Source organism: Citrobacter sp. Cpo090 (genome assembly GCF_030332665.1).
In the GTDB taxonomy this organism is placed as follows: domain Bacteria; phylum Pseudomonadota; class Gammaproteobacteria; order Enterobacterales; family Enterobacteriaceae; genus Citrobacter; species Citrobacter portucalensis.
In genome coordinates, this window is sequence record NZ_JAOWHK010000038.1 from 216,133 (window position 1) to 242,541 (window position 26,409).

Annotated in this window: 21 protein-coding genes; 9 read left to right on the forward strand and 12 right to left on the reverse strand. The window is 52.0% G+C overall.

From position 1 onward, the window contains the following. The first annotated feature begins 327 nt into the window (after positions 1–327). The gene (locus OGY83_RS23465) at positions 328–672 is read left to right on the forward strand and encodes a YejG family protein (protein ID WP_085951589.1); all 345 of its coding nucleotides are present in this window, start codon (positions 328–330) and stop codon (positions 670–672) included. Positions 673–675: 3 nt separating this feature from the next. On the opposite strand, the gene yejF is transcribed toward OGY83_RS23465, so the two are convergent. From yejF to OGY83_RS23510, 9 genes are all read right to left on the reverse strand, one after another. Next, positions 676–2,265 (reverse strand): microcin C ABC transporter ATP-binding protein YejF, encoded by a 1,590-nt coding sequence (yejF, locus tag OGY83_RS23470; RefSeq protein WP_191214251.1) that lies wholly within the window; start codon positions 2,263–2,265, stop codon positions 676–678. A gap of 1 nt (position 2,266) precedes the next feature. Then, complete coding sequence (locus tag OGY83_RS23475; protein WP_181510669.1) at positions 2,267–3,292, reverse strand: ABC transporter permease; 1,026 nt, start codon at positions 3,290–3,292, stop codon at positions 2,267–2,269. Then, on the reverse strand, positions 3,292–4,386 hold the full coding sequence (locus tag OGY83_RS23480; RefSeq protein WP_003834575.1) for a microcin C ABC transporter permease YejB: 1,095 nt from the start codon (positions 4,384–4,386) through the stop codon (positions 3,292–3,294). Before OGY83_RS23480 ends, OGY83_RS23475 begins: the two co-directional genes overlap by 1 nt. Then, complete coding sequence (locus tag OGY83_RS23485) at positions 4,387–6,201, reverse strand: extracellular solute-binding protein (RefSeq protein WP_286637010.1); 1,815 nt, start codon at positions 6,199–6,201, stop codon at positions 4,387–4,389. A gap of 100 nt (positions 6,202–6,301) precedes the next feature. Beyond that, positions 6,302–7,861 (reverse strand): cyclic di-GMP phosphodiesterase, encoded by a 1,560-nt coding sequence (locus tag OGY83_RS23490; RefSeq protein ID WP_286637011.1) that lies wholly within the window; start codon positions 7,859–7,861, stop codon positions 6,302–6,304. Between the two features lie 168 nt (positions 7,862–8,029). Continuing rightward, positions 8,030–8,599 (reverse strand): bifunctional murein DD-endopeptidase/murein LD-carboxypeptidase, encoded by a 570-nt coding sequence (mepS, locus tag OGY83_RS23495; protein ID WP_003834567.1) that lies wholly within the window; start codon positions 8,597–8,599, stop codon positions 8,030–8,032. A gap of 413 nt (positions 8,600–9,012) precedes the next feature. Continuing rightward, the gene (locus OGY83_RS23500) at positions 9,013–9,726 is read right to left on the reverse strand and encodes a phosphatase PAP2 family protein (RefSeq protein ID WP_286637012.1); all 714 of its coding nucleotides are present in this window, start codon (positions 9,724–9,726) and stop codon (positions 9,013–9,015) included. Positions 9,727–9,760: 34 nt separating this feature from the next. Further along, positions 9,761–10,747, reverse strand: a complete 987-nt coding sequence (locus OGY83_RS23505; protein WP_191235054.1) for a CobW family GTP-binding protein — start codon at positions 10,745–10,747, stop codon at positions 9,761–9,763. 119 nt (positions 10,748–10,866) lie between these two features. Next, positions 10,867–12,333, reverse strand: a complete 1,467-nt coding sequence (locus OGY83_RS23510) for a mannitol dehydrogenase family protein (protein WP_286637013.1) — start codon at positions 12,331–12,333, stop codon at positions 10,867–10,869. A gap of 202 nt (positions 12,334–12,535) precedes the next feature. On the opposite strand from OGY83_RS23510, the gene uxuA reads away from it, so the two are divergent. Continuing rightward, positions 12,536–13,726, forward strand: a complete 1,191-nt coding sequence (gene uxuA, locus OGY83_RS23515) for a mannonate dehydratase (protein WP_286637014.1) — start codon at positions 12,536–12,538, stop codon at positions 13,724–13,726. A gap of 45 nt (positions 13,727–13,771) precedes the next feature. Here the strand turns inward: uxuA and pdxR are convergent, their stop codons facing one another. After that, positions 13,772–15,244 carry a MocR-like pyridoxine biosynthesis transcription factor PdxR gene (gene pdxR / locus OGY83_RS23520; protein WP_191214258.1) on the reverse strand — a complete coding sequence of 491 codons (1,473 nt, stop codon included), beginning with the start codon at positions 15,242–15,244 and terminating at the stop codon, positions 13,772–13,774. Positions 15,245–15,409: 165 nt separating this feature from the next. Here pdxR and torC point away from each other — a divergent pair, with 165 nt between their 5' ends. From torC to torD, 3 genes are read left to right on the forward strand one after another with little or no spacing between them, the layout of a single operon-like run. Then, complete coding sequence (torC, locus tag OGY83_RS23525; protein WP_286637015.1) at positions 15,410–16,543, forward strand: pentaheme c-type cytochrome TorC; 1,134 nt, start codon at positions 15,410–15,412, stop codon at positions 16,541–16,543. A gap of 9 nt (positions 16,544–16,552) precedes the next feature. Further along, complete coding sequence (torA, locus tag OGY83_RS23530; RefSeq protein WP_286637016.1) at positions 16,553–19,051, forward strand: trimethylamine-N-oxide reductase TorA; 2,499 nt, start codon at positions 16,553–16,555, stop codon at positions 19,049–19,051. After that, entirely contained in the window at positions 19,041–19,673 is a 633-nt protein-coding gene (gene torD, locus OGY83_RS23535; protein WP_286637017.1) for a molecular chaperone TorD, read from the forward strand. The genes torA and torD overlap by 11 nt, the downstream gene beginning before the upstream one ends. A 382-nt stretch (positions 19,674–20,055) precedes the next feature. Here torD and yeiP read toward each other — a convergent pair whose 3' ends face one another. Continuing rightward, positions 20,056–20,628, reverse strand: a complete 573-nt coding sequence (gene yeiP / locus OGY83_RS23540) for an elongation factor P-like protein YeiP (protein ID WP_079937648.1) — start codon at positions 20,626–20,628, stop codon at positions 20,056–20,058. 157 nt (positions 20,629–20,785) lie between these two features. Between yeiP and OGY83_RS23545 the strand changes: the two genes are divergently transcribed. Then, on the forward strand, positions 20,786–21,040 hold the full coding sequence (locus tag OGY83_RS23545) for a YkgJ family cysteine cluster protein (RefSeq protein WP_081364641.1): 255 nt from the start codon (positions 20,786–20,788) through the stop codon (positions 21,038–21,040). On the opposite strand, the gene setB is transcribed toward OGY83_RS23545, so the two are convergent. Then, positions 21,037–22,218 (reverse strand): sugar efflux transporter SetB, encoded by a 1,182-nt coding sequence (setB, locus tag OGY83_RS23550; protein WP_191228416.1) that lies wholly within the window; start codon positions 22,216–22,218, stop codon positions 21,037–21,039. The two genes, OGY83_RS23545 and setB, sit on opposite strands and share 4 nt — an antisense overlap. Before the next feature lie 368 nt (positions 22,219–22,586). Between setB and fruB the strand changes: the two genes are divergently transcribed. From fruB to fruA, 3 genes are read left to right on the forward strand one after another with little or no spacing between them, the layout of a single operon-like run. Then, positions 22,587–23,717, forward strand: a complete 1,131-nt coding sequence (fruB, locus tag OGY83_RS23555; RefSeq protein WP_079937645.1) for a fused PTS fructose transporter subunit IIA/HPr protein — start codon at positions 22,587–22,589, stop codon at positions 23,715–23,717. Next, a complete protein-coding gene (gene fruK / locus OGY83_RS23560) occupies positions 23,717–24,655 on the forward strand; it encodes a 1-phosphofructokinase (protein WP_286637018.1) in 939 nt (312 codons plus the stop codon). Before fruB ends, fruK begins: the two co-directional genes overlap by 1 nt. Positions 24,656–24,671: 16 nt before the next feature. Beyond that, a complete protein-coding gene (gene fruA / locus OGY83_RS23565; RefSeq protein ID WP_048215908.1) occupies positions 24,672–26,360 on the forward strand; it encodes a PTS fructose transporter subunit IIBC in 1,689 nt (562 codons plus the stop codon). Positions 26,361–26,409 lie beyond the last annotated feature (49 nt).

Consider the following 26,409-nt stretch of genomic DNA (forward strand, 5'->3'; position numbering starts at 1 on the left):
ACACAACCTGGGGGCCATAAGGTCTCCAGAGTTGATGTACATCAACCGCAAATCTATCATTTTCCCCGCTTATGTTTATTTTATGTAAAATCAATTTATGTAAAAAGTCACATCATTGTAGTTAAAAAGGTTGAGTTAGATCGCAGAAACGAGTACATATAGCCCGGAAATATGCCAGAACCATTGAATAATTTTAATTACCGGGTTTGAAAAGCTGCATAAAGACAGGGTGTAAACGTTTACCAACTGTCTAAAGACGTATTGTCAATGATGTGTTAATATTGATGTAAAATAATTGTGAAGTGATTGTACTTCCTGGGAAAGAAAGTGATGACATTACAACTCTCAATCGTTCATCGTCTGCCGCAGAGCTATCGTTGGTCGGTGGGCTTCGCAGGTTCGAAAGTTGAACCGATTCCGCAAAACGGTCAGAGTAATGAGAACAGCCTGGTGGCACTCAAATTGCTCAGCCCTGATGGTGACAGCGCGTGGTCAGTCATGCATAAGCTCAGCCAGGCCCTCAGTGATATCGAGGTTCCTTGTTCCGTACTGGAATGTGAAGGAGAGCCGTGCCTGTTTGTGAATCGCCAGGACGAATTTGCCGCGACCTGCAGACTGAAAAACTTCGGCGTGGCTATCGCAGAACCGTTTTCAAACAACAATCCTTTTTGAGCGTCAGCTTAGCGCGAGCAGCTGACGTGTATAGGCCTGCTGTGGTGCGTTAAATACGTGCTCGCATTGCCCTTGTTCCACGACCTCTCCCTGCCTTAGCACAATAACCTGATGGCATAACGCGCGTACTACGTGCAAATCATGGCTGATAAAAATATAAGCCAGGCGATGCTTTTCCTGTAACGACTTTAACAGCGTCAGGATTTGCGCCTGCACGGTTCTGTCGAGCGATGATGTTGGTTCATCCAGAATGATCAGGGAAGGTTTAAGAATTAATGCCCTGGCAATAGCAATGCGTTGGCGTTGCCCGCCAGAAAACTCCGCAGGATAACGATGCCGTGTTTCGCTATCCAATCCCACTTCCGCCATCACCGCTTTCACCTGTGCCTCGCGCTGTTCAGCTGACAGGGTAGGCTGATGAACGCGCAACCCCTCCTCGATAATCTGTAGCACGCTCAGGCGTGGGTTCAGCGAGGAGTTGGGATCCTGAAACACTACCTGAATGCGGTGTCGGACCGGTAACAGCTGGCGACGATTTAAGGTATGCAGCGCCAGACCATCGAACACAATGCTTCCCTGTGAGGTGATTAACCGCAGAAGTGCCAGCCCGGTGGTGCTTTTTCCGGAGCCTGACTCTCCAACCAGCCCCAGCGTTTCACCGGGCCGAAGGGAAAAACTGACGTCGTTAACGACGACGTTGTGGTCCACCACGCGCTTCAGGATACCTTTGCGGATAGGAAAGGCGACGCGGAGTTTTTCCACTTCCAGCAGCGGGGCTTGTCCGACAGGCAAAGGTACCGGGTCGCCGGAAGGTTCACTGTTTAGTAACTTCTGCGTGTAGGGATGCGTTGGCGCAGCGAGCAGTTGTACTGCTTTATTTTGCTCCACACACTGACCGTTTTGCATGACCGCTACGGTATCGGCCAGCTTTTTCACAATGCTCAGGTTGTGGGTGATGAACAGTAATCCCATGTTCAGCTCGCGCTGTAGTTCCCTCAGCAGTTGCAGGATCTGTGCCTGAACGGAAACGTCCAGCGCGGTAGTCGGTTCATCAGCAATAAGCAGCTCTGGTCGTGTCAGCAGTGCCATGGCGATCATCACGCGCTGGCGTTCACCGCCGGAAAGCTGGTGCGGGTAATCTGCGAGACGTTTGGCCGCCTGACGGATGCCGACACGATCCAGACAGGTCAGGATTTCTGCCCGTGCCGCCTCCCGACGCATTCCCCGATGCAGCGACAGCACTTCATAAAGCTGTTTTTCCAGATTGTGGAGCGGGTTCAGTGACACCATCGGCTCCTGGAAAATCATGGCGATTTTATTCCCCCGTACGCCGCGAAGCGTCTGCTCGTTGGCGTGAAGTAATGATTCACCATGAAAACGGATGTCCCCGGAAAGGTAAACTACCGGAGGGGACGGTAACAACCGTAGGATAGAAAGCGCGGTCACGCTTTTCCCCGAGCCAGACTCGCCCACCAGCGCCAGCGTTTGTCCGGCATCAACCCGTAGTGAGAGGGCATTGACTACGGTGCGCACGGTCTCTTGTTGACGAAAACCAACCGATAAATTCTCAATGGCTAACAGAGGTTGTGTCATCTTAAATCGCCTTGTTGGGATCAAACGCATCGCGTACCGCTTCACCAATAAAGATCAGTAGCGATAGTAGTAGGGCAACGGAGATGAACGCGGTGATGCCAAGCCACGGTGCCTGCAGGTTGTTTTTACCCTGTAACAGGAGTTCTCCCAGTGATGGCGAGCCAAGCGGTAAGCCGAACCCAAGAAAATCCAGTGAGGTCAGGGTGGTTATCGAGGCGCATAAAATAAACGGTAAAAAGGTCAGGGCCGCAACCATCGCGTTGGGCAGCATATGACGCAGAATAATACTGCGATCGCTTACGCCTAGCGCCTGAGCGGCTCGAATGTAATCAAAGTTTCGTGTCCGTAAAAATTCCGCGCGCACTACGCCAACCAGGCTCATCCAGCCAAATAGCACGGTAATGCCCAGCAGCCACCAGAAGTTAGGCTGGACCACGCTCGACAATAGAATGATGAGAAACAGCGTTGGCATTCCTGACCACACTTCTATGAATCGTTGCCCCCACAGGTCCACCTTGCCGCCATAATAGCCCTGAATTGCGCCAGCCATAATGCCCATCACGCTCGAACAGAGGGTGAGCATTAGACCAAACAAGACAGAAATACGTGTGCCGTAGAGGATGCGTGCCAGCACATCACCGCCGTTGGCGTCTGTTCCCAGCCAGTTTTGTGCAGAAGGCGGGGAAGGGAAGGGCTTATCGGTGGCAAAGTTAATGCTGGTGGCCCCAAAGCGTATTGGTGCCCACAGGATCCAGCCCTGGTTTTCCAGGCGCTGCTGTAGCCACGGGTCCTGATAATCAGCCCGGGTCGCAAGCGGTCCGCCGAAATCGCTTTCACTGTAGTTTTTGAACAGGGGGAAATACCAGCTATTGTCGTAGCGCACCAGTAGCGGCTTGTTATTGGCAATCAGTTCTGAACACAGACTAAGACCGAACAGCACCAGAAAAATCCACAGCGACCAGTAGCCGCGACGGTTGTGGCGAAAGCGCGCCCAGCGGGCCTGATTAACGGGGCTTAATCGCGACATTAGCGTCCCTCAAAATCAATACGAGGATCGACCAGCGTATAGCTGATGTCGCTGAGGATATTCAGCAGCAGACCGATCAGGGTGAAGATATAGAGCGTGCCAAACATTACCGGGTAGTCGCGTGATACGGTGGATTCATAACCCAGCAATCCCAGGCCGTTAAGCGAGAACATCACTTCAATCAGCAGTGAGCCGGTAAAAAACATGCTGATAAACGTTGCCGGGAAGCCGGCGATCACCAGCAACATGGCATTGCGAAACACATGTTTCCACAGAATATTTTTCTCGCTGACCCCTTTAGCGCGTGCGGTGACGACATATTGTTTGCGCACCTCATCCAGAAATGAGTTCTTGGTCAGCATAGTCAGCGCGGCAAACCCGCCAACCACCGTCGCCAGCACTGGCAGGGTGATATGCCAAAGGTAGTCGGTTACTTTCTGATACCAGGGCAGGGAGTCAAAATTGGCGGAAACCAGCCCGCGAAGCGGGAACAGGTCGTAGTAGCTTCCCCCGGCAAAAAAGACGATCAGTAAAATGGCAAACAGAAAGGCCGGTATGGCATAGCCGATAATAATAAATGCGCTGCTCCAGACATCAAACCGGCTGCCGTTATGCACCGCTTTGCGGATCCCAAGCGGTATTGACACCAGATAGATGATGAGCGTACTCCACAGCCCCAGCGTGACGGAAACAGGCAGGCTGTCTTTGATAAGCGTCAGCACCGAGGCGCTACGAAACAGGCTGTCACCGAAATCGAAACGAATATAATCCCAGAGCATTTTGAAGTAACGCTCATGGATGGGCTTATCGAACCCATAGCGGCGAGTGATTTCGGCTATCACCTCCGGGTCAAGACCCCGGCCGCCTCGATAATTACTGTCGCTGATGTTACCCACGCCGGTTTGCGCGTGGCTGGCGCGAACGCCTTCGCTACCCGCGCCGGGTAATGCCCCACTTTGTCCGAACTCAATGGCGGCGACGGCCTGCTCTACTGGACCGCCAGGGGCTATCTGCACGATAAAAAAGTTGATGGTGATGATGGCCCAAAGCGTTGGGATCACCAGCAGCAGACGTCGAATCAGATAAGCGCCCATTTATTCTCCCTGCCGCCTGGCTGCGGGCAGCTTCGCCGCTTTGTTGACGTCATACCACCAGTTGTCGAGGCCAATAGTATAAATTGGGCGAATAGCAGGATGTGAAAATTTATCCCACCATGCAATGCGATCCTCTGCCATGAACCACATCGGCAACATGTAGTAGTTCCAGGTTAATACCCTGTCCAGTGCCCGGCCCAGTGGGATCAATTTGGCTTTGTCGCCTTGCGCCGCGATGATTTGGTCGATCAGTTTATCAATCACCGGGCTTTGTACGCCGGGAGCGTTGTAGCTGGAGTCAATATATTGAGAGGCCCAAAGAATTTGCAGGTCTGAACTCGGCCACGGCATCGCACGATACAACCTCGGCATCATGTCATAGTCGCGACTGCGCAGGCGGTTCGTGATTTGTGAGTTATCCACCTGGCGGATATTCATCGTAATACCTAAGCGCTGCAGGTTGTGCTGAAACGGCAGCACCCATTGACTGTTGCTGCCCGCCGGGAGCAACAGTTCAAAGCTCAGAGGTTTACCGCTGGCGCTATTTACGCGCTGCTGACCCTTTAGTACCCATCCGGCCTGTTCCAGTAAGGTATCGGCTTTCAACAGGTTGTCGCGATCGTAGCCATCGCCTTTTGATTTTGGCGGCTGATAGATTTGGCTAAAGACCTCAGGGGGGAGATCTTTTTTCAAGGGCGCGAGTATCACCAGCTCATCCGCGTCGGGGTATTTTGTCGCGGCATATTCGGTATTCTGAAAATAGCTGTTGGTCCGGCTCCAGGCGTTATAGAACAGCGCTTTATTCATCCATTCAAAATCAAAGGCCAGCGTGATGGCTTCCCGCACCCGTCGGTCGCTGAATACCGGGCGCTGAATATTAAATGCCAGCCACCGCGTATCCTGGGCGGATTCGTTCTTTTGTTCATCTTTGATGATGTAGTGATTCGCGAAATTTTTCCCGGTATAACGTGTCGCCCAGTTTTTGGCATCGTTTTCAAGACGCAGATCAAACGCACCGGCCTTAAACGCTTCAAAGGCGACGTTATCATCCAGATAGTAGTCGTAGCGGATGGTATCAAAGTTCCAGCGCCCACGATTGACGGGCAGATTAGCGGCCCAATAATCTTTGACGCGCGAATAGACAATATACTGGCCCATCTTCCATTTCGTAATGCGATAGGGGCCGCTGGCGAGCGGTGGCGATGATAAGGGATCGCTGAGTTTATGATCTTTCCAGTACTTCTCTGGCATCACGGGTAATGAAAACAGGCTGAGCATGTCCTCTTTACCCGGTTTGGCTAATTCAATGCGTACGGTTAATGGCGCGATGGCTTTTACCGTTGTTCCCTTGTAGACCAGACGAAACTGCGGCACGCCTTCAGTCATAAATTTGTGGAAGGTGAATGCGACGTCGCGGGCGGTAATGGGTGAGCCATCGTGAAAACGCGCGCGTGGATTAATGGCAATTTCTACCCAGGAATAGTCGTCAGCATAGCGTGCGCTGTCGGCAATGAGCGGGTAATAGCTACCAGGTTCATCGTCAGAGGTGGTAAACAGCGTATCGTAAAGCGTTTCGGTACGTGCGCCGGGATTGCCACGCATCGCATAGCGGTTGAAGTTATCGAACGTACCAATCGCGGAGAGGGTGATTTGCCCGCCTTTGGGGGCGGCTGGGTTGACGTAATCAAAGTGGTTAAAGTTAAACGCGTACTTCGGTTCACCCAGTACGGCAAACGCATAGCTTTCTTTGATGGATTGCGCCTGGACGCTAAACCCGATGAGGGCGATAAACAGCAGCAGTAGGCGAGGGATCATATAAAAGCGATTTCCTTTTCCTGCCACAACCCGACGGGCATCATGCCTGAAAGATAAGGGATGTAGCGGCGAGTGAGAGTATATGAATCGCATACTGCGATCACCACGTCGGCTTATTGGGCTGTGCCATCCAACGCACAAAATCAGCAAGCTGTAATGGTCGGCTAATCCAGTACCCCTGGAAAAAATGCACCCCACGATCGCGCAGCCAACGGGCTTGCTCAGGAGTTTCTACCCCTTCCGCAACCGTCAGCATATTAAGACGTTTAGAAAGTGTCAACACGGCGTCCAGAACCGGAGAAGTCAGTGTTTCCGTCCCAATGGCATTAATAAACCCGCGATCGATTTTCAGGTAGTCAACGGTAAACCGTTCCAGATAAATAAGCGCACTATGACCGGTGCCAAAATCATCAATCGCAATTTCAAAACCTGCGGAATGCAGCCATTCAAATAGCTTTGTGGCCTCGTGCTGATTGAGCATATCTCGTTCAGTGATTTCAAGTACTATCTGAAAATAGTCTGCGGGAAGCGAAGCGTGCAGGTGCCGAATGTCGTCTTTAAACGTCTCGCCATGCAGATGTGATGGCGCGATATTGATCCCCAATTTTGCGCCAGCGGGAAATACCTTTTGCAGCGTCGGGGCATCCTGGGCGATCAACTTAAAGAGATGCTGAGTCAGCGGGACAATCATTTTCTGTGATTCAGCGTAATGAATAAAGGCATCCGGTGGGATCTCGCCCGTTGTTGGGTGATTCCAACGTAACAGGACCTCGACGCCTTTCACTTCCAGCGTCTGCATCTCTACGACTGGCTGGTACACCACATAAAACTGGTTATGTTTGATGGCGTTGAGGATATCTTTGCCTGGGCGTAAACGGATGCTGTAGATGTAGTACCAGAGGAGAACCCCGGTGATAATCCCGGCCATACATCCCAACATAATCGCGTACCAGATGTCGTTGTACGTCCACTCTTGCGCATACAAACGAATCTTCAGCGGCACCTCTTTAAGCGTCGCCTGGCGCCATGGTGTTTTAGGCAGCGCTGAGACGTCCATAATTCGGGATGAAAATGTTGAAATAGCCGTGTCGCCAGCAATAACGGCAATACCATTAAAATTATCTTCACGGGCGGTATAAAGCAGATAGGGCGCCAGGTTGATATTCAATGAAGAAAATACGCCGCTGTTATGGAGTGAGTGATTGCGGTGCCAAATCATTATCGCGGGTTTATCCGGCATCATGGGCGTCCCGGACAGTATTTCCACATCAACATCTTTGTTGATATTCAGCTTGGGGATCAGCGACAAAATGGGGGAGTTCATTGCACCTGTTGCGGAGGAGCAAAAAGCAATACCGTCTTTTACCAGCAAAAAAGCACGAACGTTGAGGTTAAAAGCCGCACTGGAGGTAAGTTTTGCAGCGACTTGCTGGCAGTTCTTTTCCAGCAGGGGTTGAAGCGCGTCTGTGGTGGTTTTGAGATCTGCAAAGTAACTACTGACATAATTCTGTATATCGGCAAGCAGCGTGTCGTACTTAACTTCTCGTTTATGCCAGGTGACGAAAAACTGCAGGGTACTCACGAGTATTGCGACGATAAGCCCCGTTAACATACAGGAAAGCAGGATTTTCCGACCGGATGAAGAAGAGCGTCTGAACATAGATCCTTATTTTACCTGATTTAACCGCTTATTCTGTATGAATATAACCTGAAATGACTCATGTTGTGAGATTTTTCTTAGTCGCAGGGTGAAACAAAAAAGCACCGCCGAAGCAGTGCTTTTCAATATGTCTCATCAGGATAGCCAAGGGATAGCTGCCAAACGAAACTAACTGCGGCTCAGAACCCGGCGAGCTTCGTTGTAACGTTTTTTCCAGTAAGGCTCGTTCATGCTGGAAATGATAACGCCACTGCTGGTCGAGGCATGTACAAACTGGTTGTTACCGATATAAATACCGACGTGACGGCCGGTAGAGCCAGCACGGAACAGAACCAGATCGCCTGTGCGCAGATTAGTGCGCGAAACGGATTTCCCCGTTTCCTGTTGTTCATAGGTTGAGCGCGGAAGCTCTAAACCAAATTGCTCGCGGAAGGTGCGCTGCACGAAGCTTGAGCAATCAATACCTTTTTTGGTGCTGCCGCCAAGGCGGTAACGCACGCCTTTCCAGTCAGCATACTGGTCCATAATACGTGATTTAACATCGATATTACGTACCATATTTTCAAATTCATCCTGAGAGGCTTGCAGTGAAGAGTTATCTCCATTGCCCACAGCATGCGTCTCAGAATGCATATTCTTGGCGGTGTTCGTTGTGCTACATGCAGAAAGCAGAACCGCAACTGCTATCGCGGGTATGCCCCGCAAGATATATCTCAAAATCGGTTGAGATTTGACCATTTTGTTTGTTTTCCCTTGAAGTCCTTAACGATAAATATCGTTATAAAAAATGCCAAACGTGACGAGACTAATTACCATCGCACGATGAGACAATTCCTTAAGGTCAAATCTGTGGCAGAACGCACAAATTTATTCTGAAAGGGAATAATTATCCCGCGAGGCAAAACGAGTTCGAGATTACCCGATCGTTCCGGTCAATGCGAGTGATTTTACGTGATTTCTTATAAGAAAAATTGATACAGAAAGTGAATAAACGGCATTGTCTAAATTAAGAACAATCAGGGTAAAAAATACGCAACTCACTCATTTTAAACATGAATAAGATGACAGGAGGATGACAATCAGAATGATGAAATATTGGCAGGCATCATCAGGAAATCAGAAGTATCCCTGATGATGTTAATTACTCTGCGTTATTTGTTTAAAAATTGTTTGTTTTTACCGGGTAGATAATTCACGAACAGAGTGACTAATCGGTCGCTTAATGGCGTCATTAGCCACCAGGGAAGGCCAATCAAGACCACCGTCATGGAACCAACCACGATATCTGTGAGCCAGTGGGCGCCAATCATTACGCGTGGGAAGGCAAAAACCACAGCGATAATAAGGCCGATTATTCCTGCGACTTTTCCGAAATAACGCAGCATAAATGCGGAAAAAATAAGCAACATCATGCCGTGATCGCCAGGAAAACTGTCTTTCGACGCATCTTTGGTCGGAATATGCAGCAGTTCGCTGACGCGATAAATGTTATCCAGCAACAGGGTCGGACTGGCGCGTTTAACGGGAATAAGCGCCTGGCCCAGCTGATTTAATACCACTGCGGTGAGCAGCATAACCAAACCGATAGCCACAATGCGTCGGCGACCTTCCGACGTCTCTTTGAACCAAAAGTGCAGCATCAATGCGCCCATTGCCAGCAATGAGCAGCCATCAAATGCCCGGTTATTGGTAATAGCAACAACCCATAAGAACAGCGGGCTTTCCACCAGTTTATGATTAAAGAAGCGGAAAACGCCCGTATCCAGTGAAGACCAGAACCCATGCCCGGCTGGAATATACCAGGACAGAAACAGTGCCAGGCCCGCAATATTAAGCAGGAGGATCAAAGGGTATCGGGTTTTCATCGTCGTTTACCATTGCTAAAAAACGAAGGCAACCTTACGCGCTAGCGTCTAAACGAAGTCTCAACAACGCGCTCTGTAACGCATTCCAGTCGGTCTCGGTATCGGCGATGAGTTCAATACGACTATCTGGTGGCGCGACGTTTTGTGTCTCTATATGCCAGTCGTCTCCCTGGCGGTTAATGCGTACTAGTCCTTCTTTAATACGCATTACCCCCTTCACGCGTCCAACAGGAGCAAGACGCGACCATTCCAGCAGACCGATGGTATCGAACACCGTATCGGCGTCAAAAATCCAACCGCAGGCCTGATGGCCCTGGCCGCTGTTCAGGCTACGACGCCAGCGCTGCTGTGTGGGTAAGCTCAACGCTGCCAGCCCCTTTTTGTCGGCATGGCTATGGGCGTGCTCCGCGCTTGCAGGAAGCTCAGCCAGGTTTAGTCGGGGCAAATCCAGTAGCTGCCCGTCAATTTGCCCATGGTCGGCATGAACTAACTGGCGATTACCGCCGTAGTGTTGCCACCAGCTTTGCAGGGCGTTTTCGCTTTCCGTCGTGGCACGGTCGGTTTTGTTGGCAACAATGATGTCAGCGGCGGCCAGCTGATCGCGGAAATTGTCATTGGCGATGCTTTTTTCATCCAGTAACAGGCGAGGGTCAAGGATACAGAGGGTTGCGCGCAGATCGATCCACGGCTCATAAACCGGTGCGGTGAGTAAATCCAGAATCTGTTTGGGATGTCCGAGGCCGGTGGGTTCAATCAGCAGGCGGTCGGGTTTTCCCTGACGTAGCAGCGTATTGAGGCCAACCTGCATTGGCAGACCGTTAACACAGCACATACAGCCGCCGGGAATCTCTTTTAGCAGCGCACCGCTGTCGGCCAGCAACGCGCCATCAATGCCAACTTCGCCAAACTCATTAACCAGCACGGCCCACTTCTCAGCAGGATCTTTGTTTGCCAATAAATGAAGAATAGAGGTGGTTTTGCCACTGCCGAGAAAACCGGTGATGAGATTGGTTTTAGTCACATTTACTCCAGAATCATAAATTACCGTAATGGCATTTAACAATCCTGGCGAAAAACGGGGAAAAAGAGAAGGGGTGAGAGGACGAAGACGCGCTTCGTCCTGTTTAATGGCAGAAATCGTTAACTTTTTAACGTCTCAATGACAGCCTGATGCGCACCGTATTGGGCAATACGTTGCCAGGCCTGCTGAATGGCCGCGACAAACTGCGTATTCTGTACGAGATCGGTGGCGAAAATCTCGCGCAGCGAAAGCAGGGCGTTGACGCGTTCTGACTCTGTGCTCTGTTTAACCAGAGCGGCAATTTTTTCACTCAACGGGTCACGAACATCAATAACGGCGCCTGAATCATCCACGCCGCTCACATAACGCATCCAGCCTGCGATGCCGAGCGCCAGCAGTGGCCACTCACTTTGGCGGGCTAAATGTACGCGGATCCCTTCCAACATGCGCTGGGGTAATTTCTGGCTACCGTCCATCGCGATTTGCCAGGTTTTATGTTTCAACGCTGGGTTGGCAAAACGCTCCAACAGGCTTAGGGCATACTGATCTAAATCAACATCGGTTATTTGCAGCGTAGGTGCCTGTTCGTTGAGCATCAGGCGGTAAGCGGCTTCACGAAATGCGCTGTTCTGCATACAGTCGCTGATGTGCTGGAACCCGGCCAGATAACCGAGATAAGCAAGAAACGAATGACTGCCGTTCAGCATCCGCAGTTTCATTTGTTCCCACGGCAACACATTTTCGACCATCTGGACGCCCGCCGTTTCCCATTGTGGGCGGCCACACACAAAATTATCTTCAATCACCCACTGGATAAACGGTTCGCAACTGATTGCGCAGGGGTCGGCAACGCCCAGCTCGCGGGCAATTTCGGCCAGTGACTCTTCGGTGGCGGCAGGAACAATCCTGTCTACCATGGTACCCGGGAAGCTGACATGCTCCTGGATCCAATGCGCCAGCTCCGGTGAGCGTTTTTCTGCCATTCCCAGTACGGCGTTTTTTACCACATGACCATTGTCCGGGATGTTATCGCAAGAGAGGACGGTAAACGGCTGTAGCCCGCGTTCACGTCGGCGGTGTAGCGCTTCAACAATAATTCCGGGGGCAGAGTGCGGTTCAGTCGGTGTTTGCAGATCGTGAGCAATACGTGGATTACTGAGGTCTAACGAGCCTGTCGCCGGATCGATGCAGTAGCCTTTTTCTGTAATAGTTAGCGAGACAATAGCCACCTGAGGCTCGCAGAATTTTTCAATAATGGCCGCCAGCGAATCCAGCGTGGCGTTGAGACATTCGTTGACGGCGCCGATAACAATCGGTTGGTTGCCGTTGGCCCCTTTTTCCAGCACGGTAAATAAATGATCCTGTTCACGTAGTTGGCTCATCAGTCGATCGCCGCTGAACAGACTGATCTCACAAATACCCCATTCTCCACCCTGCGCATTCAGCACCCTGTCGGTTAATAATGCCTGGTGGGCGCGGTGAAAAGCACCGAAGCCAAAATGCACAATCCGCGTTTTTAAGTGTTGGCGGTCGTACTGCGGCATCATGACATTTTCCGCAAGCGGCGCTGAGGCAATAGTTTTCATTTAATACACCTGATTAACCATAAATTAACAATGGCAGTATAAAGTTATATGACAACAAATTGAATTGGTGTGCCTCATTTATCCGGGGAATGTGAGCTTGATCAACCAATCATCGGCAATGTGTTGATCAGTTGACGGATGCCTGTATGGTAGTCGTCATTAAGATGATTTAATTTGGTATAACAACTTGTGAGGTGAAACAATGGAACAAACCTGGCGTTGGTACGGACCTAACGATCCGGTATCGCTTGATGATGTGCGTCAGGCTGGCGCAACGGGTGTTGTGACTGCCTTGCACCATATTCCTAACGGTGAAGTGTGGCCGGTAGAAGAGATTCAACAGCGTCAGGCCATTCTGGCTGAAAAAGGGCTGACCTGGTCGGTGGTGGAAAGTATCCCCGTTCACGAAGATATCAAAACGCGTTCTGGTCAATACCAAACGTGGATTGCTAATTATCAGCAGAGTATCCGTAATCTGGCGACCTGTGGTATCGATACGGTGTGCTATAACTTCATGCCGATCCTCGACTGGACGCGTACTGACCTCGAATATCAGTTGCCGGATGGTTCCAAAGCGCTGCGTTTTGACCAGATTGCTTTTGCGGCCTTCGAACTTCACATTCTGCAACGTCCGGGAGCTGAAGCGGATTATACCGCCGAAGAACAACGCCAGGCGCTGGACTACTTCAATGCCATGAGTGATGCAGAAATTGAAAAGCTGACCCGCAATATCATTGCTGGCCTGCCTGGTGCAGAAGAGGGCTATACGCTGGATCAGTTCCGTGCGCGTCTCGCTGAATATGACGGCATCAGCAAGGACGATCTGCGCGATAATATGGCGGTATTCCTGCGGGCGATTGTGCCAGTGGCAGAAGAAGTCGGCGTGCGTCTGGCCGTGCATCCTGACGATCCGCCGCGCCCGATCCTCGGCCTGCCGCGTATCGTTTCGACTATTGAAGATATGCAGTGGCTGAAAGAAACGGTCGATAGCATTAATAACGGTTTCACCATGTGCACCGGTTCTTACGGTGTGCGCACTGATAACGATCTGGTGAAAATGATCGAAACCTTTGGCGATCGTATCCACTTCACGCACCTGCGCTCGACCTGTCGTGAAGATAACCCGAAAACCTTCCACGAAGGTGCGCACCTGCAGGGCGATGTGGACATGGTATCGGTGGTGGCTGCCATTTTGAGCGAAGAGCAGCGGCGTAAAAAGGCGGGCGACCTGCGTCCTATCCCGATGCGTCCGGACCATGGACACCAGATGCTTGACGATCTGCATAAGAAAACCAACCCCGGCTATTCTGCGATTGGTCGCCTGAAAGGCCTGGCAGAAGTCCGCGGCGTTGAGCTGGCGCTGAAACAAACGCAATTCCGCGACCTGCTGTAAGTCTAACAACAGGGATTGCGCTACAGGCGCGATCCCTGTTATTCATCAAGGCTGCGCGATCGCCTGCTCCAGCACTGTCAGCACTTTATTGATCTGCTGTATCTGCAATCCACCAAATCCAAAAAACATAACAGCATCGCTGTTCTCTTTGCGCCATGCGGCTTCTGATCCATTTTCTATATCCGGCAGAGTGTCGAAACGGATCCCGGCCAACAGGCAGCTTTGTTGTAGCCTGGCGATGAATTCGGTATGTCTGGCAATGCGTAACGAGAGGTGCAGACCTGCCGTTGCGCCAGCGATTTTCCCTTCGGGAAACAGAGTGGAAAGGCCATCGCGTAACAGGGCGAGGCGCGTCGCATAGCTGCAGGCCAGCTTGCTGATATGCGTATAAAACACCTGATTTTGCATCAGTTCGGCTAAAAATTGCTGCAACAACCACTGACTGCCGTTGTTATTGAGAGCTTTCATATTCTGTACCGCCGGAAGCAGTTCATCAGGGCAAATAAGATAGCCAAGCCGTGCGCCTGGCCCCAGCGTTTTAGAAAATGTCCCCATGTAGATAACCCGGTTGTGATAATCCATGGCTTTCAGCGCGGGAAGGGGATTTTCCCCATAGGTAAAAACGGCATCGTAATCGTCTTCAATGATGTAAGCGCCGACGCGTTGCGCCCACGTTAATAATGACTGACGGCGCTCCAGCGAAAGTACACTTCCCATCGGATACTGATGAGCTGGAGTAACATAACAAAGCTGGGTTTCATACTCGGGTAAATTATCTGTTTGCAGCCCGTGGTTATCTACGGCGATTGACGTAATGTCTGCACCGTAATAATTGAAAAGATGCCATGCGCCAGAATAACAAGGGGATTCGGTCACAATATGGCACTTTTTTTGCTGACTGACAGCATGATGAATAATAAATATTTGGCTGAGCAGTGATAATCCTTCCTGAATCCCGTTGGTAATGATGATGTTCTCTGCTCGGGTATTAATTCCGCGGGATAAATTAAGGTATCTGACCAATTGCTCACGCAATGAAAATAATCCATTTGGTGAATGATATCGGGTAAATAATTGTTCTTTAAGTATGCTTGGAGCATTATTCCATTTCCGCCAGCTTGACCAGGGAAAAGCGTTGGGATCGGGGACGCCCATCCGGCAGTAGCACTCTCGTCCAGGCTCGGCGTAAACATCGGTAGAGACCCCGGCAGCTTTAGGCTTTGTCGGGGGAGAACCTTGGGTAACGGGCACATGAGCTGGGGTTATACGTACAGGCGTGGTGAATATCACTTCATAGCCAATACCGTGTCGGCTCTTGATTAACCCAGCCGCCATAAGCTTATCATAGGCCATCACCACCGTTATTTTGGCAACGTTCAAGACCTGAGCCTGCTCGCGAATAGAGGGAAGCTTATCGCCACAAAGCAAATCCCCCCGCTGAATAGCCTGGAAATAAAATTGAAAAATTTGCAATTGCAGCGGAGTGCGGAGTTCTCTATTGAGCGTTAATTTAAGCATGAGGAATTCCTTATTAATATATAGCTACTATATTACGAATCTCTCATTTTTACTATTTGATACACCTCATGGAGTAGCGGCTGTTCCTATAGCTTACCATCGCTGTCTCTATTTTTGATTTTTATTATCCCTTAGCGTGTCGCTATTAAAAAAATGGAGGCAAGCATGTCGTGGATAAGAAAGAACGCATTGTGGTGCGTATTGGCTGGGGCGGTGGCAATGGCCCTGGCTATTTGGGGAACGTGGCAAGGCGTTCATTACACTAGTACCACAGAATTTTGTTTATCGTGTCACTCGATGCGCACGGCTGGAGAGGAATATAAAACCAGCGTGCATTTTCGCAACGCATCTGGCGTGCGGGCCGAGTGTAAGGATTGTCATATTCCACCGGGCGTTGTTCCAACGCTTATTCGTAAAACTGAAGCCTTAAACGACCTCTATCACACCTTTATTTCTCCTTCTATCGATACTCCTGAAAAGTTTGCTGCCAAACGCCCGGAGCTGGCCCAGCGGGAGTGGGCGCGCATGAGCGCGAATAATTCAGCGGCGTGTAAATCCTGCCATAGCTATGAGGCAATGGATCATGGCAAGCAATCGGCAAATGCGGCGGCGCAAATGACCGCTGCGGCAGCAAAAGACAGTAACTGTATCGATTGTCACAAAGGAATTGCCCATCACAAACCCGATATGAGCAGCGGTTTTCGCGATCGCTATAAGCAACTACAGCGTCAGGGAGATACGCCAACGGATGCGACCACGCTGTTCTCATTAAGTGAAAAACCGCTGACGGCAATGGAAGGAAGTCCCGCAGGCAAAGCACTGTTATTTCCCGCCACCGAGGTCAAAGTGCTGAAAAAAGAAGGCAGTAACGTGCAGCTCGAAATCACGGGCTGGCGTGAAAGCAAAGGACGCGGACGGGTGATCACCCAGTATATGGGGAAACGCGTTTTCTCCGCCGTTCTCGATGAGCCCCTGATGGCGAACGTAAAAGTGCTACAAACCCAGGTCGATCCTGACTCACATCAGGAATGGCAGCAGGTGAGCGTCACCGCCTGGACCACCGATCAGGACTTTATCAGCACGCTTGCGCCAATCTGGGAGTACTCAGATCAAATGCTGCAATCCACCTGTAGCGCCTGTCATAGCACTCCTCCTACGACCCGATATACCGCTAATGGCTGGATCGCCGGATTGAAAGCCATGTCGACCTATTACCGGCTTAATCCGGTGGAGGAACGTACGTTGTTGAAATACCTCCAGACCCACGCCAGCGATGTGTCTGAAACCAATAAAAAGTAAGGATAATGTATGGATATTCATGACTTTAATCCGTCCCGCCGCCGTTTTCTCAGCGGAATGCTGGCGGTGGGGGCTGTCAGCGCACTGGCACCTAATCCGCTGATATCAAAAGTGTGGGCGGCGGGGGAAAATCCCGAACAGTGGATTCAATCTGGTTCGCACTATGGCGCTTTTGAAGCCAAAGTGGTCAACGGTGAGTGGACCGAAACCCGTCCGTTCAAACATGACAAATACCCCTGCGATATGCTGAATGCGGTGCGTGAAGTGGTTTACAACCCGTCGCGGGTGCGCTACCCAATGGTGCGTCTGGACTGGCTGCGCAAGCGTGAGAAGTCGGATCGCAGCCAGCGCGGAGATAACCGTTTTGTACGGGTCAGTTGGGATCAGGCGCTGGATTTGTTTTACGAAGAGCTGGAGCGGGTGCAAAAAACCTATGGCTCATCAGGCGTATTTACCGGGCTTGCCGACTGGCAGATGGTGGGCAAATACCATAAAGCGGGCGGGGCGATGGACCGGGGGCTTGGCCTGCATGGTAGCTATGTGACAACCGTCGGCGACTACTCTGCGGCAGCGGCACAGGTCATTTTACCGCATGTGATTGGTTCGCTGGAAGTTTATGAGCAGCAGACGTCGCTCCCGCTGGTGATTCAAAACAGCAATACCATCGTGCTGTGGGGCTGCGATCCGATCAAGAACTTGCAGATCGAGTTTTTGGTTCCCGATCACGATGCATTTGGCTACTGGCAGCAGATTAAAGAGGCGGTAGCGCAGGGTAAGATGCGCGTTATCAGCGTTGATCCAGTGCGTAGCAAATCGCAAAACTATCTCGGCTGCGAGCAGTTGGCGTTGCGGCCACAAACCGATGTCGCGTTAATGCTGGCGCTGGCGCATACCCTGTACGAAGAAAAACTGTACGACACGGCGTTTATTACCGATTACACCGTCGGCTTTGAACAGTTTTTACCGTACCTGCTGGGCGAGAGCGATAAACAGCCGAAAAATGCCGAATGGGCGGCAGAAATCTGCGGGTTGACGGCAGAGCAGATCCGAGACTTCGCCCGCCTGTTGGTGAACGGTCGGACACAGTTTATGGGTGGTTGGTGCGTACAACGCATGCACCATGGTGAGCAGTATCCGTGGATGCTGGTGGTGCTGGCCAGCATGGTCGGTCAAATTGGTTTGCCCGGCGGCGGGGTAGGATTTGGCTGGCACTACAACGGCGGCGGTACGGTAACATCCGCCGGGCCTGTGCTCTCTGGACTGGGAGGGATCACGAATCCCCCGCAGGCAAAGTACAACGCAGATTTTCGCGGCGCATCGGAGCATATCCCCACTTCGCGTATCGTTGACTGCCTGCTTGAGCCGGGCAAAAAGGTTGCCTTTAACGGCGAGACGTTAACCTGGCCTGACATCAAAATGGCGATCTACAGCGCGGCGAATCCATTTCATGCGCAGCAGGACAGGAACCGCATGATCGACGCGTGGAAGAAGCTGGAAACCGTGGTGGTGTTGGATCACCAATGGACCGCGTCGTGCCGATTTGCCGATATCGTCCTGCCCGTTACCACCCGCTTTGAACGTAACGATATTGAGCAGTTCGGTACGCATTCAAATAAAGGGCTAATGGCGTTGCATCAGATCGTCAAACCGCAATATGAAGCGCGACATGATTTTGATGTGTTTGCTGGGCTGTGTAAGCGCTTTGACAAGGAAGCGGTGTACCGTGAAAACCGTGATGAAATGCAGTGGATACAGGCGCTTTATGACGAAGGCGTGAAGATGGGGGCATCGCTCGGTGTCTCATTACCGGATTTCACAACGTTCTGGCAGGGTGACGGATATATTGAATATCCGCCGGGCCAGTCGTGGGTACGTCACGGCGAGTTTCGCGACCAGCCAGACCTGAATCCGCTGGGAACGCCGTCAGGTCTGATTGAAATCTACAGCAAAACCATCGCGGGATTTGCCTATGAGGATTGTCCGGGGCATCCGGTGTGGATGGAACCCTTTGAGCGTACCCATAGCGGCAAAAAAGATAAATACCCGCTGCATCTGCAATCCTGCCACCCGGATAAACGTCTGCATTCCCAGTTGTGCTCGAGCGAGGCGTTTCGCAACACCTATGCAGTTGCCGGAAGAGAACCGCTTTATATCAGCGAACAGGATGCTACCGCCCGTGGCTTAAAAGCCGGTGATATCGCCCGCGTCTTTAACGCTCGTGGTCAGGTACTGGCTGGCGTGGTTGTCAGTCCGGATTTTTCCCCTGGCGTGATTCGTATTCATGAAGGCGCGTGGTACTCCCCGCAGGAAGGGGGGAAAGCCGGGACATTATGCACCTATGGCGACCCGAACGTACTAAGCGCGGATATCGGTACTTCACAATTGGCCCAGGGGCCTTCAGCGCATACAGTACTGGTGGAGGTCGAGCGTTATCAGCAGAAATCCCCGCAGGTGACGGCATTCGGTGGTCCACAGATTGTGAAAGAGGAGGGGACCAGTGCAGCATAATCAAATTCATCAGCAGCGGGCGGCTGTCTACCAGTGGTTTTCGCAACTGTTATTTCGTGAGCTGGACGAAAAACAGCTCGCCAGTCTGGAAAACGGCGATAGCCAGGCTTGGATTGCCTCACTGTCGGCGGTTCCTGGAGTGTCTGCCGAGGTTAAACGTTTTGAGCGTAGCCTGGGCCGGGTTCTGCGGCGCGACTCCCGACAGCTGGAGCTGGCAGCAGATTTTGCCTCGCTGTTTCTGCTGGCCCCGCCGGCTAGTGTTTCTCCCTATGCCGGGCACTATCCACACACGACAGCGGCAGAAGAACGTCGGCAAATGAATGTGTTGCTGGTTGAGCAAGGGCTGGCGGCACGGGATAATGAACCCTCCGATCACATTGCCGTGCAGCTGGCATTAATGGCGAGGATGGTTGCTAAAGAGGAGAAATTCTCCGCGCAATATTACTTTTTGCATCATCATATTCTGTGCTGGGCGCCGTTATTTCGCGACGCTTGTCTGGTGCGGGATAACGAAGGTTTTTATCCTCAGGTGGTTAATCTGATAGTGCGTTTTATGCAAGAGGATGAACAGTATCTGGAATCGTTGCTGATGGATGATTTTTATCTCAGCAGCCAGCGCTGAATATGACAAAGTAACAGCTGGTGCTGTAATTCTATCTTGCTGTTTAAACAAAAAATGCAGATGGTCAGGTGTGGGCTGGTCCGGCTGAAAATTGCCGACGTGTTTTCGTAAGGCCGGGAGAGCCAGCATGGATGCTGGCTCAGGGCGCGCTTTGCAGGGATGCTACCTCGCGCCCGGCCCGATAGCCTGAAGAAATAAGCGGAGGGGACCACGAAGTGGCAATTTTCCCGCCGGGAGCCGGGATTGTTAAGGGTACGGCGATAGTACCCTTAACACGTTCACAGGCAGTATTGTTTCAGATAAGTGATATCACTAAAGTGAACGGAACATTTTGCCAGAGACAACATGTCATTATCTTTGGTTCACCTGTAACGACAGGAGATTAATCTGCACGGCCCATATAGCGACGTTCTTCGATATGAATACGGATTTTTTCACCCGCACTCAGATACTCTGGAACCTGGATCACCAGACCGGTGCTCAGGGTTGCTGGCTTGTTGCGCGCACTCGCTGAAGCACCTTTAATACCCGGTGAGGTTTCAACGATTTCCAGGTCTACGGTCTGCGGCAGTTCAAGCGCCAGCAGTTGGCCGTCCCAGGTCAGTACCTGCATGTCCGGCATCCCGCCTTCCGGGATGAACAGCAACTCTTCTTCAATCTGGTCTTTGGTGAAGGTATACGGGGTATAGTCTTCTTTATCCATAAAGACATATTCGTTGCCATCGACGTAGGAGAAATCAACCCAGCGGCGGCTCAGGGTGATCGTATCCACGATATCGTCGCCTTTGAAGCGCTCTTCAACTTTCAGACCGGTACGAACATCGGAAAAACGCATTTTGTACAGCGTAGCTGCACCACGTGCGGACGGTGATTGAATATCGATATCTTTTACAATCAGCAGCTTGCCGTTGTAGTTAAGTACCATACCTTTTTTAATTTCGTTCGCTCTTGGCATCGAAAAAATCCTGTAGTGAGGAGTGTCTAAAATATCGCGTAAAACTACTCGCGCCGGGGCATTCAGGCAAGCGGAATTCATGCTTTTGCTGGTGCAAAAAAGGTGGTACTGTGCCCTTCCCGCACAATCCGATGGTTTACGATAAAGAGAGTACTGTATGGAATGCCGTCCGGATTGTGGTGCATGCTGCACCGCGCCTTCAATCTCCAGTCCCATCCCCGGTATGCCTGATGGCAAGCCCGCAAATACGCCCTGCGTTCAGTTGGATGAATCCCTGCGCTGTAAAATTTTTGCTTCACCGCTGCGGCCAAAAGTGTGCGCCGGTTTACAGCCCAGTGCGGAAATGTGCGGGCGGACGACGCACCAGGCCATGGTTTATCTCATCGAGCTTGAAGCGCTGACCGCGCCTTAAACGTCCTTGATGCGCGCCAGGCATACGACGGTGGCGACGATCATCACCAGCGCAAACCAGAACACCGCATGATAGTTCCAGAGTTCAGCGGCAATCCCCGCCAGCGATCCGGCAATAATCCAGCCCACGCGAATGGTATTCGTATAAAGGGTGGTGGCTGAACCCGCCTGTCCCGGCATCAAATCCTGGAAATAGAGCATGCCAATCCCGCCGAGAATACCGATATAAATCGCGTTCAGCAGCTGTAAGCCAAGCAATATCGCCGGAGAGTGGGCCAGCAGCATACCGGCATAAAAGAAGAATCCGGCGACGACGGCAATTCTCATCAACAGACGTTTGCCCAGACGCTTTGCAAAATAGCCAGCAATCAGCATGGTTGGGATTTCCAGTCCGGCTGCGGTGCCCATCATGATGCCAGCCAGTTTTTCCGGCAGATGCAGTTCGTTGATGATAAACAGCGGCATATTAATGATATAGAGACTATTCGTTCCCCACATTAATGTGCAGATAACAAACAGCAGCAACGTGTCGCGTCGATTGCGGCGCGGGGCCTCAACTGCGCCCGTCGCGAGAGGCACGTTTTTACTCATCGAAGGTAAAAACAGCCAGACCATTATGCCGCAGACAACAAACGCCACCGCCGCGCTGAGATACATCACCGTAAAGCTGAATCCCATGGCCAGCGCGTAGGCCAGCGGCGGGCCAATTACCCAGGCCAGCGAAACCTGTGCACGTAATATTGAGCTGAACATGACGGCTTCCCGACCTGTGCGGTCGGCGTGTTCACGTGCGAGAGCAAACATTTGCGGGTTGGCGGTCGATCCAAAGCTGCTGAGGAATACCCCAACAAACAGCAAGATAAAATAGTTACGGTTCCAGGCGAACAGCACGCAGGCCAGCATCCCCAGTACGCAGCAAAACACAATCAGGTTTTTGCGATCGCCTTTTCTATCTGAACGTCCGGCCAGAAACTGACTTACCAGAATACCGATCACAGCACTACCGGTAAAAAAGAACCCGACCATGCCGGGACGGGCGTGGACTTCATCCGTCAGAAAAAGGCTGAGCGTTGGCGTCTGCAACGCACCGGCGATACCCGTCAGAAATGCGACAAGCAGGAACGCCGAAGACGTTAAATCAAACGCCTTGGGTGTGGCGGCTACGGGGGTGTTATGCATGTTTTGATATCAATGATGTGAAGAGACGCGGAGTTTACGCCGCTTGTCAGAAAATAAACAGGGAGCCAAATCAAAATCGGCATCAAAAATCAAAATAGCATTTCAGTCAAAGAATGCTGTTTGCTGACGTTGCTGAATCTGACAAGCTGACGGCGTTTTTGCGTCAGCATTTTTTTCTCATCCGTAGAGAAAATGTGCGTTATCTCTAAATTCAGCAAGTAATTTGTCAACTTTACTTGTGTGCTGAAGAAAAAAGAGCAAGACTCCTTGAAACGTTTCAGCGTCATCTTGCCATAACTGATAGAGTCGGGTGACGCCTTTTTTCTCATGTTGGCTGAATCGTTTCAATTCAGCGGGAGAGGAGAATCATGTTCCAGTTATCTGTTCAGGATATTCACCCGGGCGAACAGGCCGGGAATAAAGAAGAGGCTATTCGCCAGGTTGCCGCTGCCCTAGTGCAGGCGGGTAACGTCGCGGAAGGCTACGTCGATGGCATGCTGGCGCGCGAACAACAGACGTCCACGTTCCTCGGCAACGGTATTGCGATTCCTCACGGTACGACGGACACGCGCGATCAGGTGCTGAAAACCGGTGTGCAGGTATTTCAGTTTCCGCAGGGCGTGACCTGGGGCGAAGGGCAGGTTGCTTATGTGGCAATCGGCATCGCCGCAAGCTCTGATGAACACCTCGGTTTACTGCGTCAGCTAACACACGTGCTGAGCGATGACTCCGTCGCTGAACAGCTGAAATCTGCGACCACGGCGGAAGAACTGCGTGCGCTGCTGATGGGTGAAAAGCAAAGTGAACAGCTGAAGCTTGATAACGAAACGCTGTCGCTGAATGTCGTGGCCAACTCGCTGGTGACGCTGCAGGCACTCAACGCGGCACGGCTGAAAGAAGTCGGTGCGGTTGACGCCACCTTTGTGGCCAGAGCAATCAATGAGCAGCCGATGAATCTCGGTCAGGGGATCTGGCTGAATGACTGTGCTGAAGGCAACGTGCGTAGTGCCGTTGCGGTCAGTCGTGCAGCTACAGCGTTTGATGTAGAAGGTGAAGCTGCAGCCCTGCTGGTGACCGTCGCCATGAATGACGATCAACCGGTTGCGGTGCTGAAGCGCCTTGGCGATCTGCTGCTGAATAATAAAGCTGACCGTTTGTTGAAAGCCGATGCGGCAACGGTGCTGGCGCTGCTGACCAGCGATGACGCCTTAACTGATGATGTACTGAGCGCCGAATTTATTGTGCGCAATGAGCATGGTTTACATGCCCGCCCGGGCACCATGCTGGTGAATACGATTAAACAATTTAACAGTGAAATTACCGTGACAAATCTTGATGGAACCGGCAAGCCGGCGAATGGACGCAGTCTGATGAAAGTTGTGGCATTAGGCGTGAAGAAAGGACATCACCTGCGCTTTACTGCACAGGGCGAAGATGCTGAACAGGCGCTGAAGGCGATTGGCGAAGCCATCGCGGCAGGTCTTGGGGAGGGCGCGTAATGAGCAGACGTGTTGCTACTATCACCCTTAACCCGGCCTACGACCTGGTGGGTTTCTGCCCGGAAATTGAACGTGGTGAAGTGAACCTGGTTAAAACCACCGGTCTGCATGCGGCAGGGAAAGGGATCAACGTCGCTAAGGTTTTGAAGGATTTAGGTATTGATGTCACTGTGGGCGGCTTCCTGGGTAAAGACAACCAGGATGGTTTTCAGCAGTTGTTCAGCGAGCTGGGCATTGCCAACCGTTTTCAGGTCGTGCAGGGCCGTACCCGTATTAACGTCAAGCTGACCGAAAAAGACGGTGAAGTATCTGACTTCAACTTCTCCGGCTTTGAAGTCGCCCCGGCTGACTGGGAACGCTTTGTGAATGACTCGCTGAGCTGGCTGGGCCAGTTCGACATGGTGTGCGTCAGCGGCAGTTTGCCAACCGGCGTGAGCCCGGAAGCTTTCACCGACTGGATGACGCGCCTGCGTAGTCAGTGTCCTTGCATTATCTTTGATAGTAGTCGTGAAGCGTTGGTAGCAGGTCTGAAAGCGGCACCATGGCTGGTGAAGCCAAACCGTCGCGAACTGGAAATCTGGGCCGGTCGTAAGCTGCCGGAAATGAAAGATGTGATTGAAGCGGCGCATGCGCTGCGCGAGCAGGGTATTGCTCACGTGGTGATTTCACTCGGCGCGGAAGGTGCGCTGTGGGTTAACGCCTCAGGTGAGTGGATTGCTAAACCGCCGTCAGTTGAGGTGGTCAGCACTGTCGGCGCGGGTGATTCAATGGTTGGCGGTCTGATTTACGGCCTGCTGATGCGTGAGTCCAGCGAACATACCCTGCGTCTGGCGACGGCTGTTGCCGCCCTGGCGGTAAGCCAAAGTAATGTTGGCATTACCGATCGTCCTCAGTTGGCCGCAATGATGGCGCGTGTCGACTTAAAACCGTTTAACTGACAGCAGGAGAGGCATAATGAAAACGCTGCTGATTATTGACGCTAATCTCGGCCAGGCTCGCGCTTACATGGCGAAAACCCTGCTTGGAGCGGCGGCACAGAAAGCACATCTGGAAATTATTGATAATCCGAATGATGCCGAACTGGCAATTGTTCTGGGCGATACGCTTCCTGCCGACAGTTCGCTGAACGGCAAAAAAGTCTGGCTGGGCGACATTGGCCGTGCGGTTGCGCACCCTGAACTCTTCCTAAGCGAAGCGAAAGGTCATGCAAAACCCTACAGCGCCCCGGTTGCAACAGCACCTGTGGCCAGCAGTGGTCCAAAACGCGTGGTGGCGGTAACGGCGTGTCCGACCGGTGTTGCTCATACGTTTATGGCCGCTGAAGCGATTGAAACAGAAGCGAAAAAACGTGGCTGGTGGGTGAAGGTTGAAACCCGAGGTTCTGTTGGCGCAGGCAATGCCATTACGCCGGAAGAAGTGGCTCAGGCTGATCTGGTGATTGTGGCCGCTGACATTGAAGTTGATCTGGCGAAGTTTGCCGGCAAACCGATGTACCGCACCTCTACGGGTCTTGCGTTGAAGAAAACCAAGCAGGAGCTGGACAAAGCGCTGGAAGAAGCAACACCGTACCAGCCAACCGGTAAAGCGCAGACTTCAGCAACCGAAAGTAAGAAAGAGAGCGCGGGGGCATATCGTCACCTGCTGACGGGCGTCTCTTACATGCTGCCGATGGTGGTTGCTGGCGGTCTGTGTATTGCACTCTCGTTCGCTTTTGGTATCGAAGCGTTTAAAGAGCAGGGTACGCTGGCGGCGGCGCTGATGCAGATTGGCGGTGGTTCAGCCTTCGCGCTGATGGTGCCGGTACTGGCAGGTTATATCGCGTTTTCCATCGCTGACCGTCCGGGTCTGACGCCGGGTCTTATCGGCGGTATGCTGGCGGTGAGCACCGGTTCCGGCTTTATTGGCGGGATTATCGCTGGTTTCCTTGCCGGTTATGTGGCGAAGCTTATCAGCACGAAGCTGAAACTCCCTCAGAGTATGGAAGCGCTGAAACCGATTCTGATCATTCCGCTGTTCTCAAGCCTGGTGGTTGGTCTGGCCATGATTTACCTGATCGGCAAACCGGTGGCGGGCATTCTGGAAGGTCTGACCCACTGGCTGCAAACCATGGGTACGGCGAATGCGGTGCTGCTTGGAGCGATTCTTGGCGGCATGATGTGTACCGACATGGGTGGTCCGGTTAACAAGGCGGCGTATGCTTTCGGTGTGGGTCTGCTGAGTACGCAAACTTATGCACCGATGGCGGCCATCATGGCTGCGGGTATGGTACCTCCGCTGGCTCTGGGTCTGGCAACGCTGGTTGCGCGTCGTAAGTTCGACAAAGCGCAGCAGGAAGGCGGCAAAGCTGCCCTGGTACTGGGCCTGTGCTTTATCACGGAAGGGGCAATCCCGTTTGCTGCGCGTGACCCAATGCGCGTTCTGCCTTGCTGTATCGTTGGTGGTGCGATTACCGGGGCTATCTCGATGGCGGTGGGCGCGAAGCTGATGGCGCCACACGGCGGGCTGTTTGTCCTGTTAATCCCAGGCGCAATCACGCCGGTGTTGGGATACCTGTTGGCAATTATTGCCGGTACGCTGGTAGCCGGTCTCTCCTACGCGGTGCTGAAGCGCCCGGAAGCTGAGGTTGTGGCAAAAGCGGCCTGATTTAACGTCGATACCAGGGGCAGAGAATTCTCTGCCCCTTTTTTATGCA

Excerpts from the sequence above, each read along its gene's own strand:
- torA (WP_286637016.1), top strand. The coding sequence starts at position 16,553 with ATGGATATTCATGACTTTAATCCGTCCCGCCGCCGTTTTCTCAGCGGA.
- OGY83_RS23545 (WP_081364641.1), top strand. The coding sequence starts at position 20,786 with ATGGAATGCCGTCCGGATTGTGGTGCATGCTGCACCGCGCCTTCAATC.
- OGY83_RS23480 (WP_003834575.1), bottom strand. The coding sequence starts at position 4,386 with ATGGGCGCTTATCTGATTCGACGTCTGCTGCTGGTGATCCCAACGCTT.
- pdxR (WP_191214258.1), bottom strand. The coding sequence starts at position 15,244 with ATGCTTAAATTAACGCTCAATAGAGAACTCCGCACTCCGCTGCAATTG.
- mepS (WP_003834567.1), bottom strand. The coding sequence starts at position 8,599 with ATGGTCAAATCTCAACCGATTTTGAGATATATCTTGCGGGGCATACCC.
- setB (WP_191228416.1), bottom strand. The coding sequence starts at position 22,218 with ATGCATAACACCCCCGTAGCCGCCACACCCAAGGCGTTTGATTTAACG.
- OGY83_RS23475 (WP_181510669.1), bottom strand. The coding sequence starts at position 3,292 with ATGTCGCGATTAAGCCCCGTTAATCAGGCCCGCTGGGCGCGCTTTCGC.
- fruK (WP_286637018.1), top strand. The coding sequence starts at position 23,717 with ATGAGCAGACGTGTTGCTACTATCACCCTTAACCCGGCCTACGACCTG.
- yejF (WP_191214251.1), bottom strand. The coding sequence starts at position 2,265 with ATGACACAACCTCTGTTAGCCATTGAGAATTTATCGGTTGGTTTTCGT.
- fruB (WP_079937645.1), top strand. The coding sequence starts at position 22,587 with ATGTTCCAGTTATCTGTTCAGGATATTCACCCGGGCGAACAGGCCGGG.
- torC (WP_286637015.1), top strand. The coding sequence starts at position 15,410 with ATGTCGTGGATAAGAAAGAACGCATTGTGGTGCGTATTGGCTGGGGCG.
- OGY83_RS23500 (WP_286637012.1), bottom strand. The coding sequence starts at position 9,726 with ATGAAAACCCGATACCCTTTGATCCTCCTGCTTAATATTGCGGGCCTG.
- uxuA (WP_286637014.1), top strand. The coding sequence starts at position 12,536 with ATGGAACAAACCTGGCGTTGGTACGGACCTAACGATCCGGTATCGCTT.
- OGY83_RS23490 (WP_286637011.1), bottom strand. The coding sequence starts at position 7,861 with ATGTTCAGACGCTCTTCTTCATCCGGTCGGAAAATCCTGCTTTCCTGT.
- fruA (WP_048215908.1), top strand. The coding sequence starts at position 24,672 with ATGAAAACGCTGCTGATTATTGACGCTAATCTCGGCCAGGCTCGCGCT.
- OGY83_RS23510 (WP_286637013.1), bottom strand. The coding sequence starts at position 12,333 with ATGAAAACTATTGCCTCAGCGCCGCTTGCGGAAAATGTCATGATGCCG.
- yeiP (WP_079937648.1), bottom strand. The coding sequence starts at position 20,628 with ATGCCAAGAGCGAACGAAATTAAAAAAGGTATGGTACTTAACTACAAC.
- OGY83_RS23485 (WP_286637010.1), bottom strand. The coding sequence starts at position 6,201 with ATGATCCCTCGCCTACTGCTGCTGTTTATCGCCCTCATCGGGTTTAGC.